Below are 16,601 nucleotides of genomic sequence, written 5' to 3'. Positions count from 1 at the left end.
CCTTGACCGCGGCCTTCACCTCGGCGGCGAAGTCCTCGTTCTCCCAATTCCGCCGCGCGAAGCCCACCAGGGCAAAGCTCGGCGGCAGCAGCCCCCGATTGGCCAGGTCGTACACGGCCGGCATGAGTTTCTTACGGGCAAGGTCCCCCGTGACCCCGAACAGAACCAGCGACGACGGTCCCGCAATACGGTTCAGGCGCCGGTCCCGCGGATCCCGCAAAGGATTACGGCCCCGGCCCGCGGACGACCGGCCGCTGTTGAATTTCTCTGGCATGGTTGCTTGGGTGCCTTAGCTTTCGGAGGAGGGGACTGCCTGGCCGGCCAGCCTGGAGATGATCTCCTGCAGCTGCCGGACGCCGGCTGCGCGGTCCGTGAGATGCAGGCGCAGGACCGGGCGTCCGTGGTCGGAGAGGACCTGCGCGTCGCCGGCGGCCTGGGCCGAGATCAGTTCCCCGAAGCTGAACGGACGGTCCGGGATGGCCAGGTCGGTGGCGGCCGCGGCCGTCACCTGCAGGAAGACACCGATCGCGGGTCCGCCCTTGTGGAACTGGCCGGTGGAGTGCAGGAAGCGCGGACCCCAGCCGAAGGTCACGGGGCGGCCGCTGAGCGCTGCCAACTGGTCCCGGACACCTTCGAACGGTGCGTAGGCGAGCCGGTCGAAGTAGGCCTGAACGCTCAGGTAGCTGTCCGGGCGCAGCTCGCCCAGCAGGGCTGTGACAGCCCCGGCCGCGGTGGTGGCACCGGCCAGCCAGTCACCGCCGCGGACCTCGATGGCGCCGTCGGTAAACGCGGCCGGCGTCGGTTCCGGCTGCGCGTCGAGCAGGCCGCGGGCGGCCACCTTGGCGGCTTCGACGTCGGGCTGGTCATAGGGGTTGATGCCGAGCAGGCGGCCGGCCACGGCGGTGGCGAACTCCCACGTCATCATCTGGGTGGGCAGCCCGCCGGCGATTGCGACCTCGTTTTCGCCGAGTTCGACGTCGGCGTCCGCCGCGACGAGGCGGACCACCAGGACGTCGGGGGCGCCGAGGGTGGCCTCCGGGGAGGAGGGCCCGGCGACGACCGGCAGGACGCCGGTGCCGAGCTTCCCGGTGGATTCGGCGATGAGCTGTTCGGCCCAGTCCGCAAAGCCCTTGATGCCGGAGCCGTCCTCGGCGATGACGATCTTGTCGCGCAGCGGGCTGGTGCCGCCCAGCGCCGCACCGAGGGCGAGGCCGATGTTCTCCTCGCCGTCCTCGTTGAGGACCTCGGCGGCTTCCTCCGCTTCGTCCAGGAACGTCTGGATGTCAACGCCGGCCAGGCCGCAGGGCACCATCCCGAACGCGGTGAGCGCCGAGTAGCGTCCGCCGACGTGGGGGTCGGCGTTGAACACGGCGCGGTAGCCGGCCTCGCGGGAGGCCTTGTCCAGCGGGGACCCCGGATCGGTGACGATGATGATCCGGCTTTTCGCGTCGAGCCCGGCCTCGGTGAAGGCGTGCTCGAAAATCCGGCGCTGGGAATCGGTCTCCAGGGTGGAACCGGACTTTGAGGACACCACGATGGCGGTTTCGGCCAGCCGGTCCGCGACGGCGGCGGCGACCTGTTCCGGGTCGGTGCTGTCCAGTACTGTCAGCTCGACGCCGGCGGTTCCGGCGATGACCTCGGGTGCCAGCGAGGAGCCGCCCATGCCGCAGAGGACAATCCGGCTGACGCCCTCGGCGCGCAGCGCGTCGCGGAGTGCCAGGATGTCCGCGACCAGCGGCTGGGAGACGGTGGCCGCCTCGACCCAGCCGAGCCGGACGGAAGCCTCGGCCTCGGCGTCGGGACCCCACAGGGTGGCGTCCTTGGCGAAGATCCGGGTGGCGACTTTGTCTTCCAGCAGGGCGGGCAGGTGCTGTTCGTGGGCCAGGCGGGCGGCGCCGGTGGCGTCGTAGCTGAGAGTGGTCATGGGGACTAGGCGTCCTTCCGTGCGGCGGAGAGGGCAACCTCGACGTCGGCGAGGAGTTCCTTCCAGCTGGCCACGAACTTGTCGAGGCCTTCGGATTCGAGGACGGCGACGACCTCGTTGTAGGAGATGCCGAGGGCATCGAGGGCGTTCAGCGTGGCGTTGGCGTCGTCATAGCCGCGGCTGATCGTGTTGCCCGTGACGGTGCCGTGGTCGAACGTGGCGTCGAGGGTCTTTTCCGGCATGGTGTTCACGACGCCGGGGGCGACGAGTTCGGTGACGTAGAGGGTGTCCGGGTAGGCCGGGTCCTTGACGCCGGTGGAGGCCCAGAGCGGGCGCTGCGGGAGGGCGCCGGCGTCGGCCAGGACGGCCCAGCGTTCGGTGGAGAAGAGTTCCTCATAGACCTGGTAGGCCAGGCGGGCGTTCGCCACGCCGGCTTTGCCCTTGAGGGCGCGGGCCTCGTCGGTGCCGATCACGTCGAGGCGCTTGTCGATTTCGGAGTCCACGCGGGAGACGAAGAAGGACGCGACCGAGTGGATCCGGGAGAGGTCGTGGCCGTTGTCCCTGGCCTGCTCGAGGCCGGACTGGAAGGCGTTGATGACGGCGCGGTAGCGCTCGAGGGAGAAGATCAGCGTGACGTTGACGCTGATGCCGGCCGCGAGGGTGGCGGTGATGGCTTCCAGGCCCTCGAGGGTGGCGGGGATCTTGATCAGGACGTTGTCCTTGTTGACCTGGGCATAGAGTTCCTTGGCCTCGGTGATGGTGCCGGCGGTGTCCCAGGCCAGGCGGGGGTCAACCTCGATCGAGACGCGGCCGTCGACTCCCTTGGTGGCTGCTGCCACCGGGGCGAAGAGGTCGCAGGCGTCGGCGACGTCGGTGGTGGTGATCGCGAAGACGGTCTCCTCGACGCTGGCGCCGGCGGCGGCCTTGGCGGCGATGATGGCGTCGTAGTCGTGCCCGGTGGTGATGGCTGCGTGGAAGATGGACGGGTTGGTGGTGACACCGACGACGTTCTTCTCCTCGATCAGCTTGCGCAGGGTGCCGGTGTCGAGGCGGCCGCGGGAGAGGTCATCGAGCCAGATGGAGACGCCGGCGTCGGAGAGCTGTTGCGTGGGGGTGGTCATGTGTGACTCCTGAAGTCTGGGGCCGCCGCCGCGATTCTGGGGCGGCGGCCCGGTTAAGCGTGGGGTGGGGGTCAGGCCGGGAGGCCTGCGAGGGATTCCTTGGCCGCGGCGGCGACTGCCTCCGCGGTGATGCCAAATTCCTGGAACAGGCGCTTGTAATCCGCTGAGGCGCCGAAGTGCTCGAGGCTGATGGAACGGCCGGCGTCGCCGACGAATTCGCGCCAGCCCAGGGCTAGTCCGGCTTCGACGGACACCCGTGCCTTCACGGCCGCCGGGAGCACCGCTTCGCGGTAGGCGGGGTCCTGCTTGTTGAACCACTCCACGCACGGCATGGAGACGACGCGGGTGGGGATGCCGTCGGCCTGGAGGGCCTCGCGGGCCTGCACGGCCAGCTGGACCTCCGAGCCGGTGCCGATCAGGATGACCTGCGCCGCGGCGGTCCTGCCGTCCCGGGAGGCTTCGGCCAGGACGTACCCGCCCTTGGCGACGCCGGCGGTGGAACCGAAGGTGTCGGCTTCGGCGTCGGACGTTCCGCGGGCGTAGGTGGGGATATTCTGGCGGGTCAGCACGATACCGGCGGGGTTGGCGTGGTTTTCGAGCATGACCTTCCAGGCGGCCGCGACCTCGTTCGCGTCGCCCGGTCGGACCACGTCCAGGCCCGGGATGGCGCGGAGGGCGGCGAGCTGCTCCACCGGCTGGTGGGTCGGGCCGTCTTCGCCGAGGCCGATCGAGTCGTGCGTCCAGACGTACAGCGACGGGACCCCCATGAGGGCGCCGAGCCGGATCGCCGGGCGCTGGTAGTCGCTGAAGATCAGGAAGGTGCCGGAGAACGCGCGGGTGCGGCCGTGCAGGGAAATGCCGTTGACGATCGACGCTGCGGCGTGCTCGCGGATGCCGAAGTGCAGCACTCGGCCGTACGGGTTGCCCTTCCAGGCGTCCGTGGAGCGGGATACCGGGATGAAGGAGGGAGAGCCCTCGATCGTGGTGTTGTTGGACTCGGCGAGGTCGGCGGAACCGCCCCAGAGCTCCGGCATGACCGGGCCGATCGCGTTCAGGACCTTGCCGGACGCGGCGCGGGTCGAGACGTCCTTGCCGGCTTCGAACACCGGCAGGGCGGCGTCGAGTTCGGCCGGGAGCTTGCGGGCCTCGATGCGCTCCAGCAGGGCCGCACCCTCGGGGTTTGACGACTGCCAGGCTTCGAAGGTCTCCTGCCAGGCGCTGCGGGCGGCCGCGCCGCGGTCCACGGCTTCCCGGGCGTGGGCCAGGACGTCGTCGTCGACCTGGAAGGAACGCTCGGGGTCGAATCCGAGGACCTTCTTCAGGGCCGCGACTTCCTCGGCGCCCAGGGCGGAGCCGTGGATCTTGCCGGTATTCTGCTTCTTGGGGGCCGGGTAGCCGATGATGGTGCGCAGCGAGATGATGGACGGCTTGCCCGTCTCGGCCCGGGCGGCCACCAGGGCTGCGTGCAGTTCGGCCACGTCCTCCTTGTATTCCCCGGTACGGGTCCAGTCCACGCGCTGGGTGTGCCAGCCGTAGGCCTCGTAGCGGGCCAGTACGTCCTCGGTGAAGGCGATGTCGGTGTCGTCCTCGATCGAGATGTGGTTCTCGTCGTAGATCACCACAAGGTTGCCGAGCTCCTGGTGCCCGGCGAGCGAGGACGCCTCGGACGTCACGCCTTCCTGCAGGTCTCCGTCGGAGGCAATGACCCAGATGGTGTGGTCGAACGGGCTGGCGCCCGCGGCGGCGTCGAACAGCCCGCGCATCCGGCGCTGGGAGTACGCGAAGCCGACGGCGGAGGCCAGGCCCTGGCCCAGCGGGCCGGTGGTGATTTCCACGCCGGCGGTGTGCTTGTACTCCGGGTGACCCGGGGTCAGCGAACCCCAGGTCCGCAGCGCCTGAAGGTCCTTCAGTTCCAGGCCGTAGCCGGAGAGGAACAGCTGGATGTACAGCGTCAGGGAGGTGTGGCCGGGGGAAAGGACGAACCGGTCCCGTCCCAGCCAGTCGGGGTTCTTCGGGTCGTGCCGCATCAGCTTCTGGAAGAGAAGGTAAGCGGCCGGAGCCAGGCTCATCGCCGTGCCGGGGTGGCCGTTACCGACCTTCTCCACAGCATCGGCGGCCAGCACACGGACCGTGTCCACGGCGCGCTGGTCCAAACTGGTCCATGACAGTTCTTGCTCTTCCAAATGTGGCACGAAAACCGGGCCCCTCTCTGTGCTGACGGCGGGTGGTATGGTCAGTCCCGTCCGGGGCACAGTTCGGTGCCCGCTGCGGTACGTACCAGCCGTTCACCATCGAAACGTTGATCTAGCATTCAGTCGCGTGTGCAAATGCACGTCTGCAGTCACTGCAGGCAGATACCGCAGACAACCGGACGGCCGTTTTGGCCGTGGCCCGTGCGCGCTGATCTGCAGACAGCTTAGCCCCATTCCACCGCCCGGGTGCGGTATATCTCACCAAATGGACCGGTTTTGTCGCTTATATGAATCACCGGCGCCCGCGGCCGCGGTGAAGCCGCGTTAACCTGTTCGAATCATGGGCGCCCGGCGGTCCCATCCGGCGGCCATATCTGCCGGGCCGGTGCGCCTGTGCCTGCGCGGTATGATGGGTCGTGGCTACCAACGGGGGCGGGGACACGCCTGTGCGCTGCGCGCGGACCCCTCCGAGATGCACCCCGCGTTGCGGAACCAGCCGGACTGAACAGCCAGACAGAACAGAGTGACTGCCACCGTGAGCACAACAGATACGCCGCTGAACGCTTTCCCCACCCGCGGAAGCATCGGCTTTGCCCGTAAAGCCAAGGCCTATCTGGCGCTCACGAAACCCCGCGTCATCGAACTCCTGCTGGTCAGCACCCTGCCGACCATGATCTATGCGCAACGCGGCTTCCCCTCGATCGGCCTGATCCTGGCCACGCTCGTGGGCGGCGCCTTTGCCGCCGGCAGCGCGGGCTCCTTCAACTGCTACATTGACCGCGACATCGACAAGCTTATGCACCGCACCGAGAACCGGCCCCTGGTCACGGGCGAGGTCACGCCGCGCGAGGCGCTGGTCTTCTCCTGGCTCCTCGGCGCGGCAGCGATCGCGATCCTGTGGTTCGGGGCCAACCCGCTCGCGGCGTGGCTGGGCGTCGGCGCGATTGTCTTCTACGTGGTCATCTACACCATGATCCTCAAGCGCCGCACGGCGCAGAACATCGTCTGGGGCGGGGCGGCCGGCTGCTTCCCGGTGCTGATCGCCTGGGCCGCGGTGACCAACACGGTTCAGTGGCCCGCCGTTGTGCTCTTTATGATCATCTTCCTGTGGACCCCGCCGCACTACTGGCCGCTGTCCATGCGCTACGGCGAGGACTACCGCAACGCCAATGTGCCGATGCTCGGCGCGATCGCCGGGGCCAAGGTGGTCTCGGTCCAGGTGGTCCTGTACGCGTGGGCCATGGTGGCCTGCTCGCTGCTGCTGGTGCCGGCCGGCGGCGCCGGCTGGGTCTACACCGTGACCGCGGTGCTCGCCGGTGCGTGGTTCCTCTACGAATCGCATGCGCTGTACAGCCGGGCGCAGGCCGGCGACGTGTCCAACAAGGTCGCCATGAAGGTCTTCCACGGCTCGATCAGCTACCTGACCATGCTCTTCATCGCCCTGGCCATCGACCCGTTTGTCGGCTCCGCCATCATGGCCGGTTAGGCACCACCCCTTCCCACCTCCAGCAACACAGCAACGCGGGGTCACATACGGCCCATCCAGAGCTTCAGGATGGGCGGTAAGTGACCCCGCGTTTGTTTGTGTGGGGAGGGCTACTCGACGCGTTGCTTGTTTCGGGGGGCTACTTGACCGGGCTGCTGCAGGCCAGGTCGGTGGCGTTCGTGGCATCAGCACACTGCGAGCAACGCCCCCTCACAGCAACGCGGGGTCACATACGGCCCATCCAGAGCTTCAGGATGGGCGGTAAGTGACCCCGCGTTGGTTTGTGTGGGGAGGGCTACTCGACCGGGCTGCTGCGGGCCAGGTCGGCGGCGTTCGTGGCAGCGCTCATCAGCAGTGCCGCCGCCAGCATGTGCGCCGCGACCAGGAGCGCCGGGATGCCGTTGTAGTACTGCGTGAAGCCAATGACGGCCTGCAGCACCGTAACGCCCAGGAGCATCAGGACGGCGGTGCGGAACGGCCCCGCAATCCGGCCGCGGATCACGAGGTACACGGCGAGCAGCGCCCCGGCCGCCACCAGGTACGCCGGGACCGCGTGGATGTGCGCGAACAGGTCCCAGTCCAGGTCGTTGCGCGGGGCATCGGCGTCGCCCGCGTGGGGGCCGGCGCCCGTGACGACGACACCCAGGCAGACGGCCACGGCGGAGAACAGCGCCACGGCGCTCATCAGCGGGCCGGCGATGCCCGGCAGGGGGGCAAGTTCAGCCACCCGGAATTTCCCTGTCCGGCCGTAGGCGCGGTTGACCAGCAGGGTGGCCAGGACCACAAGGGCCATCGAGACCAGGAAGTGCAGGCCCACCACCCAGGGGTTCAGCTGGGTCAGCACGGTAATGCCCCCGATGACGGCCTGCGCCGGGATGCTGGCGAGCAGGCCCAGGGCCAGCAGGAAGAGGTCGCGGCGCTCCTTGCGGAGGTTCCACAGGTACACCAGCATCGCGACGGCGACGGCGGCCAGCGCGAAGGTCAGCAGGCGGTTGCCGAATTCGATGATGCCGTGGATCCCCATTTCCGGGGTGTTCACCAGGGACGAATCCGTGCAGCGCGGCCAGGTGGGGCAGCCCAGGCCGGAGGCGGTGAGGCGGACGGCGCCGCCGGTGACGATCAGGATGGTCTGTCCGATCAGGGACAGGACCGCCAGCCGCTGCACCGTCTTGTTGACGGTGACGGGCAGCCAGGCGACGTTCCGGGAAACGGTCCGGGGAGGGCGGGAGTCCGTGCTCACAGTTTTCTCAATTCCATTTGAACCAACGGGTTGCTGCGCCGCCGGCGATGGCCGTCCAGAGCAGCAGGACAAGGACCGGGCCGGGGCTGACGCTGCCGGCCAGGAAGGCTTCCCTCAGGGCTTGCCCCAGGGCGCCGGAGGGGAGCAAGTGCACGATGGCCTGCAGCAGGGCGGGCAGCCGTTCGGCCGGGATCACGATCCCGCCGAGGGCGCCCAGCAGGATCCACAGCAGGTTGGTGATCGCGAGGGTCGCTTCCGGCCGGACGGTGCCCGCGACGAGCAGGCCGAGTGCGGTGAAGGCCGCGGCGCCGAGGACCAGCAGGGCCAGCCCCGGGGCCCAGCCCAGCGGGTCCGGCTGCCAGCCCAGGATCAGGGCAACGGCCGTGACCACCAGCACCTGCAGGGCCAGCACGGCGAGGACCGCGAGGATCTTTCCGGCGATCAGCCCGGTGCGGCCCAGGGGGGTGGTGGACAGGAAGCGCAGGACGCCGTAGCGGCGGTCAAAGCCGGTGGAGATGCCTTGGCCGGTGAACGCGGTGGACATGGCACACAGCGCCAGGATGCCCGGCACGGCGACATTGATCCGGCTGGCACCGAACCCGTCCAGCAGGGGCATCACCGTCAGGCCCACCATGGCCAGCAGCGGCAGCACAATCGCGAGGATCAGCTGTTCGCCGTTCCGGAGCATTGTGATGGTCTCGTACTTGCCCTGCAGCACGATGCGCCGCAGCAGCGGAGCCGGTGCGCTGCCGAGGGGGCGGCCCTGCCGGCCGCTGCCGGGCAGCGCGTTCCCGACGGCGGCAGTGTGGCGGGTCATCGGATCTCCCTTCCGGAGATGTCAAGGAAGACGTCCTCAAGGCTGCGGGCCTCAAGGCTCAGCGAGCGGGGCATGATTCCCCGGGCGGCCCACCAGGCGGTGATCGCCGCGAGGTCAGCGGCGGTCAGTGCGCCGGTGGCGGCGTAGCTGCCCGCCCGGGCTTCGGTGACGTCGACGCCGTCGGGCAGCACCCCGGTGAAATCCAGGCCGGGTTCGGTCTCGAACAGGAGGGTCCGGATGTGCTGTTCCCCGGCGTCCGGCGGCAGGGGGTGCTGCAGGAGCTGCGCGACCGTCCCTTCGGCGACATTGCGGCCGGCGTCGATGATGTACACGTAGTCGGCGAGGCGCTGGGCGTCATCCATCAGGTGCGTGGTCAGGATGATCCCCATCCCGCGGTTCCGGAGTTCGGAGATGAGTTCGAACACGAGCTGGCGTGACTGCGGGTCCAGTCCGGCGCTCGGCTCGTCCAGGAAGAGCACCTCGGGGTTGCCCGCGAGCGCGGCCGCCAGCGCGAGCCGCTGTTTCTGCCCGCCGGAGAGCCGCCGCACGGAGGTCCGGCTGAAGCTGTCGATGCCGAGGCGTTCAATGAGTTCCCCCACCGGCCAGGGGTCCGCGTACATGCCGGCAATATGCTTGAGCAGGGGGATGGGCCGGGCCGACGGCGGCAGGCCGCCATCCTGCAGCATCACGCCGACGCGGGCGCGCAGTGCTGCCCCGGCGGTGTCCGGGTCCTCTCCTAGCAGGCTGATGCTGCCGTGGGTGCGTTTCTGCAGTCCCTGGGCGCATTCGATGGTGGTGGTCTTGCCGGCGCCGTTGGCTCCGAGCAGGGCCGTGACCTGGCCGGGTTCGGCGACGAGGGAAAGCCCGCTGACCACCCGCAGCATCTTGCCGTCGAGGGTGGGCAGTGGGCCAACGTCCTTGACTAGCCCGCTGATGGACAGGACGGGGGATTCGGGAGATCGCACCACAGCATTCTACGGGATGTAGTACGCCCCGATCCGGCCGGCGGCCGACGGCGGCCCGGGGGCTGTCCCCTTCGGCCCCGGGCCGCCGCGTGACGGGGGATAGCCATGCCTTACTGGATCGGGGGACTAAATTAGGACATCATTGTGTTGTGTATTCAATGAGACCCACCAGTTCTGTCGCCCTTGCGGGGCGCGGTCGCTCACGCGCCGCGGCTGACGCTGTGTCCGGGCCGGCGGGATCCGTTGCAGCCCGGGCCGCGGCCGCGTTCCCGGCAGTTGACGCCGAGGAGCGCACCCGGGACCGCGTGTTGAACGCGGTGCTGGAACACGGTCCCATCAGCGCCGCGGAACTTGGCGATCTGCTGGGCTTCACCCCGGCCGCCGTCCGCCGCCACCTGGACCAGCTCTCCCGCAACGGGGTCATCGAGATTAAGCGCGCAGCCCGTGCCGGCGCCGGGGCGGGGCGTCCCGCCCGCCGCTATGTCCTCAGCTCCCAGGGCCAGTCCAGCCTCGGAAACGACTACTTGGACATCGCCACCCTCGCCCTGCAGCGCCTCGGTGAAATCGCCGGCCCCGAAGCCGTGCGGCAGTTCGCCGTCGAACGCTTCGGTGAGATGGAACGCCGCTACGCGCCGGAAATTGACGCCGCGGGCCCGGAGATCACCGCCCGGGCGCAGGCGCTGTCCGAGGCGCTGAGCCGGGACGGCTTCGTGGCCTCCACGGCGTCGATCGAGGCCAGGGCACCCCTGCCGGCGGCGCTCTCCAGCGTCCAGCTCTGCCAGGGACACTGCCCCATCCAGCAACTCGCCGCGCAGTTCCCGGTGTTCTGCGACGTCGAGACGGACGTGTTCTCCCGGCTCGTCGGCGTCGACGTCCGCCGGCTCTCCACGCTGGCTCGCGGCGGCCACGTCTGCACCACCCACATACCTACAGGCCGTCCGGCGGCCAGGGGGCCTCACGGCCCCGCGACCACCCCGGGCAACCTGGACGAAGTATCCAACCATCTGCAAGAAAGGCCGTGATGACGGACCAACTATCAGAGAAGAAGGTTGCTGAATCCACTGTGATCTCGGAGATTCTGGAAAAGAATCCCGAGCTCCACGGAATCGGAACCTATGAGTACGGCTGGTCCGACAAGAACGACGTCGGCGCCAACGCCCGCCGTGGCATCAACGAGGACGTCGTCCGCGACATTTCGGCAAAGAAAAGCGAGCCGGAATGGATGCTGGACCTGCGCCTCAAGGGCCTGAAGTACTTCGACCGCAAGCCCATGCCGACCTGGGGCGCTGACCTCTCCGGCATCGACTTCGACAACATCAAGTACTTCGTGCGGTCCACCGAAAAGCAGGCCAACAGCTGGGAAGACCTCCCCGAGGACATCCGGAACACGTACGAGAAGCTGGGCATCCCGGAAGCCGAGCGCAGCCGCCTCGTCTCCGGTGTCGCGGCCCAGTACGAGTCCGAGGTTGTCTACCACCAGATCCGCGAGGACCTGGAACAGCAGGGCGTCATCTTCCTGGACACCGACACCGCGCTGCGCGAGCACCCGGAGATCTTCCAGGAGTACTTCGGCACCATCATCCCGGTGGGCGACAACAAGTTCGCGTCGCTGAACACGGCCGTGTGGTCCGGCGGCTCCTTCGTATACGTGCCCAAGGGCGTCCACGTCGACATCCCGCTGCAGGCCTACTTCCGCATCAACACGGAAAACATGGGCCAGTTCGAGCGCACGCTGATCATCGCGGACGAGGACTCCTACGTCCACTACATCGAAGGCTGCACCGCGCCGATCTACACCTCGGACTCGCTGCACTCGGCCGTCGTGGAAATCGTCGTGAAGAAGGGCGCCCGCGTCCGCTACACGACCATCCAGAACTGGTCCACCAACGTGTACAACTTGGTCACCAAGCGCGCCATCTGCGAAGAAAACGCGACGATGGAGTGGATCGACGGGAACATCGGCTCCAAGGTCACCATGAAGTACCCGGCCGTCTACCTCGTCGGCGAGGGCGCCAAGGGCGAGACCCTGTCCATCGCGTTCGCGGGCGAAGGCCAGCACCAGGACACCGGCTCCAAGATGGTCCACATCGCGCCGAACACCAAGAGCTCGATCGTGTCCAAGTCCGTGGCCCGCGGCGGCGGCCGTGCCGCCTACCGCGGCCTGGTCCAGGTCCGCGAAGGCGCCAAGCACTCCGCCAACACGGTCCGCTGTGACGCCCTCCTGGTGGACACCATCAGCCGCTCGGACACCTACCCGTACATCGACATCCGCGAGGATGACGTCACAATGGGTCACGAGGCCACGGTCTCGCGCGTCAGCGAAGAGCAGCTGTTCTACCTGATGTCCCGCGGCATGCGCGAAGACGAGGCCATGGCGATGATCGTCCGCGGCTTCATCGAGCCGATTGCCCGTGAACTGCCGATGGAATACGCCCTCGAGCTGAACCGACTGATTGAACTGCAGATGGAAGGATCGGTCGGTTAATGACTGACATCACTACTGAAAAGGCCCGCATCGGCGCGCCCTCCCAGCCGTTCATCAACGGCTTCACGGAGGAAGGCGAAAGCCTTTCACCGGTCAACGCCGCGGCGTCGAAGTCCCCGCTGGCCGGCGAGGCCGTGAAGCGGCACTCGCACGGCGGCGGCGTCGGCATTCCGGACAGCTCACGCGCCGGGCGCCTCACGTCCTACAAGCTGGCGGACTTCAAGCCGCTCACCGGCATGGAGGAGGACTGGCGGTTCACCCCGCTCAAGCGTCTCCGCGGCCTGCACACCGAGGTCCTCAACGGCGCCGCCCCGACCGTGAGCGTCACCGCTCCGGACAGCGTCACCGTGGAGACCGTCGGCCGTGACGACCGCCGGATCGGCTCGGCAGCCATCCCCGAGGACCGCGTCTCCGCGAACGCCTGGGAGAACTTCACCGAGGCCACCGTCATCACGGTCCCGGCCGAGGTCCAGGTCGACGGCGAGGTCAGCGTCCTGCTGACGGGCCAGGGCACCGGAGCCTCCGCACAGCATGTCGTGATCATCGCGGAGAAGTTCTCCAAGTCCGTTGTGGTCCTGGACCACCAGGGCACTGCCGTCGTGGCGGAGAACATCGAGATCCTCGTGGAGGACGGCGCGCAGCTGACCGTCATCTCGCTCCAGGAATGGAACGACGACGCCGTGCACGCCTCCTCGCAGCAGGCCAGGCTGGGCCGCGACGCCAAGTTCAAGCACATCGTCGTCAGCCTCGGCGGCGACCTCGTGCGCGTCACCCCGTCGGCACGCTTCACCGGCCCGGGCGCCGAAGTGGAACTGTTCGGGCTGTACTTCGCCGACGCCGGCCAGCACCTTGAGCAGCGCCTCTTCGTGGACCACTCGGTCGCCAACTGCAAGTCCAACGTCCTGTACAAGGGCGCCCTGCAGGGCCGCAACGCACACACCGTCTGGGTGGGCGACGTCCTGATCCGCAAGGAAGCAGAAGGCACCGACACCTACGAGGCCAACCGCAACCTGGTACTCACCGACGGCGCCCGCGCGGACTCCGTGCCGAACCTGGAGATCGAGACCGGCCTGATCGCCGGCGCCGGCCACGCCAGCGCCACCGGCCGCTTCGATGACCAGCACCTGTTCTACCTGATGGCCCGCGGCATTCCGGAAGAGGTGGCCCGCCGTCTGGTGGTCCGCGGCTTCCTGAACGAGATCATCCAGCAGATCAAGGTTCCGGCCATCGAAGAGCGCCTCACGGCCGCCGTCGAACGCGAACTCGCGGCAACGAACCACTAGTGCACGGCACCAGAGAACACGGAAACCACCAATGACTGAACAGCCAAAGGGCGAGCTGGTCTGCAACGCCAGCGAGATCCAACTCAAGCAGGCGCTGCGGATCCTGATCGATGACTACCCCGTCGCGATCGTCAAGGACTCGATGGGCGAAATCCACGCCATCGGCGACACCTGCTCGCACGCGGACATCTCCCTCTCCGAAGGAGAAGTGGAAGGCTGCAAGATCGAATGCTGGGGCCACGGGTCCCAGTTCGACCTGCGCAGCGGCGAGCCGCTGCAGCTGCCCGCCTATGACCCTGTTCCCGTCTTTGCGGTCACCGTCCTGGATGACGAGGTCTACGTGGACTTCACCAACGTCCTGAACGGCGCCGAGGCTCCAAACTTCAGCTGACTGCCCGGGCACCACAGCCGCCAGCAGCCAGCAGCCAGCAGCCAGCCTTAGAAAACTTATCGACCAGAAACCGCACCGTGCCGGAGGGCACGGTGCAGAGGAGAACAAGACACATGTCGACTCTTGAGATCAAGGACCTGCACGTCAGCATTGACACCGAGCAGGGCACCAAGGAAATCCTGAAGGGCGTCAGCCTGACCATCAGGACCGGCGAGACGCACGCCATCATGGGACCGAACGGTTCCGGCAAGTCCACCCTGGCGTCCACCATCGCCGGGCACCCCCGCTACAACGTCACCTCCGGCACCATCACCCTGGACGGCGAGGACGTCCTCGCGATGACCGTCGACGAGCGTGCCCGCGCCGGCCTTTTCCTGGCCATGCAGTACCCCGTCGAGGTTCCCGGCGTCAGCATGACGAACTTCCTGCGGACCGCCAAGACGGCCATCGACGGCGAAGCACCCAAGCTGCGGACCTGGACCAAGGACGTCAAGGCCGCCATGGCCCAGCTGCGCATCGACGCCGACTTCACCCAGCGCAACGTCAACGAGGGCTTCTCCGGCGGCGAGAAGAAGCGCGTCGAGATCCTCCAGCTGGAGCTCTTCAAGCCGAAGTTCGCCATCCTGGACGAGACCGACTCCGGCCTCGACGTCGACGCACTCAAGGTTGTCTCCGAGGGCGTCAACCGCGCCCACGCCGAGGGCAACATGGGCACCCTTCTCATCACGCACTACACCCGGATCCTGCGCTACATCAAGCCGGAATTCGTCCACGTGTTCGTGGATGGCCAGGTTGTCGAAGAAGGCGGCCCGGAGCTCGCGGACCGCCTTGAAGAAGAAGGCTACGACCGCTACGCCACCGGCGCCGGGGCAGCCACCATCGCTGCCGCTTCGGCTGCAGCACAGGCCTAGTTAGGACTTCATCATGACCGAACTCAATGTGGCCCGTACCAGCCTCGAGGATATCGAAGAGGCACTCATGGATGTGATCGACCCGGAACTGGGCGTGAACATCGTTGACCTGGGGCTGCTGTACGGGCTGAAATATTCAGACGACGACGGCGCCCTGCTGATCGACATGACGCTCACCACCGCCGCCTGCCCGCTCACTGATGTGATCGAGGAGCAGGTCGGCAAGGCCTTGGACGGGGTCGTCGACGAATGGCGCCTCAACTGGGTGTGGATGCCGCCGTGGGGCCCGGAACGGATTACCGAGGACGGCCGCGACCAGATGCGCGCGCTCGGCTTCAACATCTGATTACCCATTGCGTCCCTGACGCGAAACGACGACGGCGGGCCCACCTCTGGGAGGTGGGCCCGCCGTCGTCGTTCCGGGTGGCATCCGCTGCTCCGCATTCTGCACTTACGGGCCGCCAAACGGCTGTTGCGGAACAGCCGAGGGGCTGTCAGGGGGTGGCGACGCCGAAGGTGTCGCACTGGTTGATGTCGCCGCTCGTGTAGCCCTGGTAGAACCACTTCTGCCGCTGCGCGCTGGAACCGTGCGTCCAGGACTCGGGTGAGACCCGGCCTGTCGCGGCCTTCTGGATCCGGTCATCGCCGACCGCCGAGGCAGCGGACAGGGCATCCTGCAGATCCTGTTGCTTCAGCGGATCAAGGAACGGCAACCCGGTCTTGGGATCCTTCTGCGTGGTGGCGTAACGGACCCAGAGCCCGGCGTAGCAGTCAGCCTGGAGCTCCACACGGACGCCCCCTGATTCGGGTCCCTGGGGATCCTGCTGGGCCCGGTCCAGGTTTCCGAGGAGGTTCTGGACGTGGTGGCCGAACTCGTGGGCGACCACGTACTCCTGAGCGAGAGGTCCGCCGGAGGAGCCGAAACGGTCCACGAGTTCCTGGAAGAAGCCGGGGTCGAAGTACGCGGTGGTGTCCGTGGGGCAGTAGAACGGCCCCACTTCAGACGTCGCGGCGCCGCAGCCGGTGTTGGTGCCGCCCGTGAAGATCACCGTTTTCGGCTGCGGGTACTGCTTGTTGTACTGGGCGAGGTAGGCCGGCCAGAACGCGTTCAGGCTGTTGACCGTGCCGACGATCCGGCAGTCCAGCCGGGCGTCCGCGTCGGCTCCGCTGACGCAGGCCGGGTCAGTGCCCTGGCTCTGCGACCCGGGATCCTGCGTGGTGCCGCCCAGGCCTTCGAGGAGGCCCGGATTGATGCCGAGCAGGGCCGCGATAAGCAGGATGATGCCGCCGCCGATCCCGCCCCCGACTTTGACCCCGCGGCCCATGCCGCGCCGGTCCTGGACCTGGGAAGGGTCCAGTTGGACGTTGTCATTGAAACTCATGCTGTCACAATATCGCGTACCCGCGTCCCGGCCGCCCAGGGCCGGTAAAGTTGATCTGATGCCTTTTCTCGACAGACTCCAGCGTTGGGCCGATGAGCGCCCCGACGGGACCGCCGTCGTCGTGGCCGGGCAACGCCTGAGCTGGGAAGAACTGCGGGACGCGGCCGCCCGGCAGCTGCCCGGGACGCCCGCCGTGAGCGTGCTGTCCGAGGAGAATTCGCTGCACTTCGCCGTCTCGTTCGCCGCCGCCGTCGCCGGGGTCCGGCAGTGCGCCGTGCTGGACCCGTCCTGGCCGCAGCAGCTGCAGGACGCGATCAGGTCCAGGATCCGGGACACCGTCCCGGCCGCGGCAGAGGCCGTGCCCGGGGCCAGCCCCCGGCACGGCCCCGGGGGCGGGCGGGAAC

At 68.0% G+C, this 16,601-nt stretch carries 14 protein-coding genes and 2 pseudogenes; 8 read left to right on the top strand and 8 right to left on the bottom strand.

The window, feature by feature from the left end:
* The 4 genes and pseudogenes from QCD75_RS20300 to tkt form a co-directional block, all read right to left on the bottom strand.
* Positions 1–274: pseudogene (locus tag QCD75_RS20300) on the bottom strand (glucose-6-phosphate dehydrogenase); the annotation flags it as partial.
* Positions 275–289: 15 nt separating this feature from the next.
* Entirely contained in the window at positions 290–1,924 is a 1,635-nt protein-coding gene (locus QCD75_RS20295) for a glucose-6-phosphate isomerase (protein ID WP_301231278.1), read from the bottom strand.
* Between the two features lie 5 nt (positions 1,925–1,929).
* On the bottom strand, positions 1,930–3,045 hold the full coding sequence (gene tal, locus QCD75_RS20290) for a transaldolase (protein ID WP_301231277.1): 1,116 nt from the start codon (positions 3,043–3,045) through the stop codon (positions 1,930–1,932).
* 71 nt (positions 3,046–3,116) lie between these two features.
* Positions 3,117–5,228, bottom strand: a complete 2,112-nt coding sequence (gene tkt, locus QCD75_RS20285; protein ID WP_301231276.1) for a transketolase — start codon at positions 5,226–5,228, stop codon at positions 3,117–3,119.
* 532 nt (positions 5,229–5,760) lie between these two features.
* Between tkt and QCD75_RS20280 the strand changes: the two genes are divergently transcribed.
* Positions 5,761–6,723 (top strand): heme o synthase, encoded by a 963-nt coding sequence (locus QCD75_RS20280; protein WP_301231275.1) that lies wholly within the window; start codon positions 5,761–5,763, stop codon positions 6,721–6,723.
* Between the two features lie 295 nt (positions 6,724–7,018).
* On the opposite strand, the gene QCD75_RS20275 is transcribed toward QCD75_RS20280, so the two are convergent.
* From QCD75_RS20275 to QCD75_RS20265, 3 genes are read right to left on the bottom strand one after another with little or no spacing between them, the layout of a single operon-like run.
* Positions 7,019–7,963, bottom strand: coding sequence for a COX15/CtaA family protein (locus QCD75_RS20275; RefSeq protein WP_301231274.1), 945 nt, complete (start codon positions 7,961–7,963; stop codon positions 7,019–7,021).
* 7 nt (positions 7,964–7,970) lie between these two features.
* On the bottom strand, positions 7,971–8,780 hold the full coding sequence (locus QCD75_RS20270) for an ABC transporter permease (protein WP_301231272.1): 810 nt from the start codon (positions 8,778–8,780) through the stop codon (positions 7,971–7,973).
* On the bottom strand, positions 8,777–9,745 hold the full coding sequence (locus tag QCD75_RS20265) for an ABC transporter ATP-binding protein (protein ID WP_301231271.1): 969 nt from the start codon (positions 9,743–9,745) through the stop codon (positions 8,777–8,779). The genes QCD75_RS20270 and QCD75_RS20265 overlap by 4 nt, the downstream gene beginning before the upstream one ends.
* A gap of 158 nt (positions 9,746–9,903) precedes the next feature.
* On the opposite strand from QCD75_RS20265, the gene QCD75_RS20260 reads away from it, so the two are divergent.
* The 6 genes from QCD75_RS20260 (at position 9,904) to QCD75_RS20235 (ending at position 15,161) form a co-directional block, all read left to right on the top strand.
* Positions 9,904–10,767 (top strand): helix-turn-helix transcriptional regulator, encoded by an 864-nt coding sequence (locus QCD75_RS20260; RefSeq protein WP_441005527.1) that lies wholly within the window; start codon positions 9,904–9,906, stop codon positions 10,765–10,767.
* Positions 10,767–12,230, top strand: coding sequence for a Fe-S cluster assembly protein SufB (gene sufB, locus QCD75_RS20255; protein WP_301231268.1), 1,464 nt, complete (start codon positions 10,767–10,769; stop codon positions 12,228–12,230). Before QCD75_RS20260 ends, sufB begins: the two co-directional genes overlap by 1 nt.
* Positions 12,230–13,513, top strand: coding sequence for a Fe-S cluster assembly protein SufD (sufD, locus tag QCD75_RS20250; RefSeq protein ID WP_301231267.1), 1,284 nt, complete (start codon positions 12,230–12,232; stop codon positions 13,511–13,513). Before sufB ends, sufD begins: the two co-directional genes overlap by 1 nt.
* A gap of 31 nt (positions 13,514–13,544) precedes the next feature.
* The gene (locus QCD75_RS20245) at positions 13,545–13,904 is read left to right on the top strand and encodes a non-heme iron oxygenase ferredoxin subunit (RefSeq protein WP_223917407.1); all 360 of its coding nucleotides are present in this window, start codon (positions 13,545–13,547) and stop codon (positions 13,902–13,904) included.
* Between the two features lie 113 nt (positions 13,905–14,017).
* The gene (gene sufC, locus QCD75_RS20240; protein ID WP_160665959.1) at positions 14,018–14,815 is read left to right on the top strand and encodes a Fe-S cluster assembly ATPase SufC; all 798 of its coding nucleotides are present in this window, start codon (positions 14,018–14,020) and stop codon (positions 14,813–14,815) included.
* Positions 14,816–14,828: 13 nt separating this feature from the next.
* Positions 14,829–15,161, top strand: a complete 333-nt coding sequence (locus QCD75_RS20235) for a metal-sulfur cluster assembly factor (protein WP_301231265.1) — start codon at positions 14,829–14,831, stop codon at positions 15,159–15,161.
* 148 nt (positions 15,162–15,309) lie between these two features.
* Here QCD75_RS20235 and ypfJ read toward each other — a convergent pair whose 3' ends face one another.
* Positions 15,310–16,197, bottom strand: a complete 888-nt coding sequence (ypfJ, locus tag QCD75_RS20230; RefSeq protein ID WP_301231264.1) for a KPN_02809 family neutral zinc metallopeptidase — start codon at positions 16,195–16,197, stop codon at positions 15,310–15,312.
* A 58-nt stretch (positions 16,198–16,255) separates the two neighbouring features.
* Here ypfJ and QCD75_RS20225 point away from each other — a divergent pair.
* Positions 16,256–16,601, top strand: a pseudogene (locus QCD75_RS20225) (long-chain fatty acid--CoA ligase); the annotation flags it as partial.

This window comes from Arthrobacter sp. PsM3 (genome assembly GCF_030433895.1).
Classification (GTDB): domain Bacteria; phylum Actinomycetota; class Actinomycetes; order Actinomycetales; family Micrococcaceae; genus Arthrobacter.
This window is presented reverse-complemented; position numbering and strand designations above follow the sequence as displayed.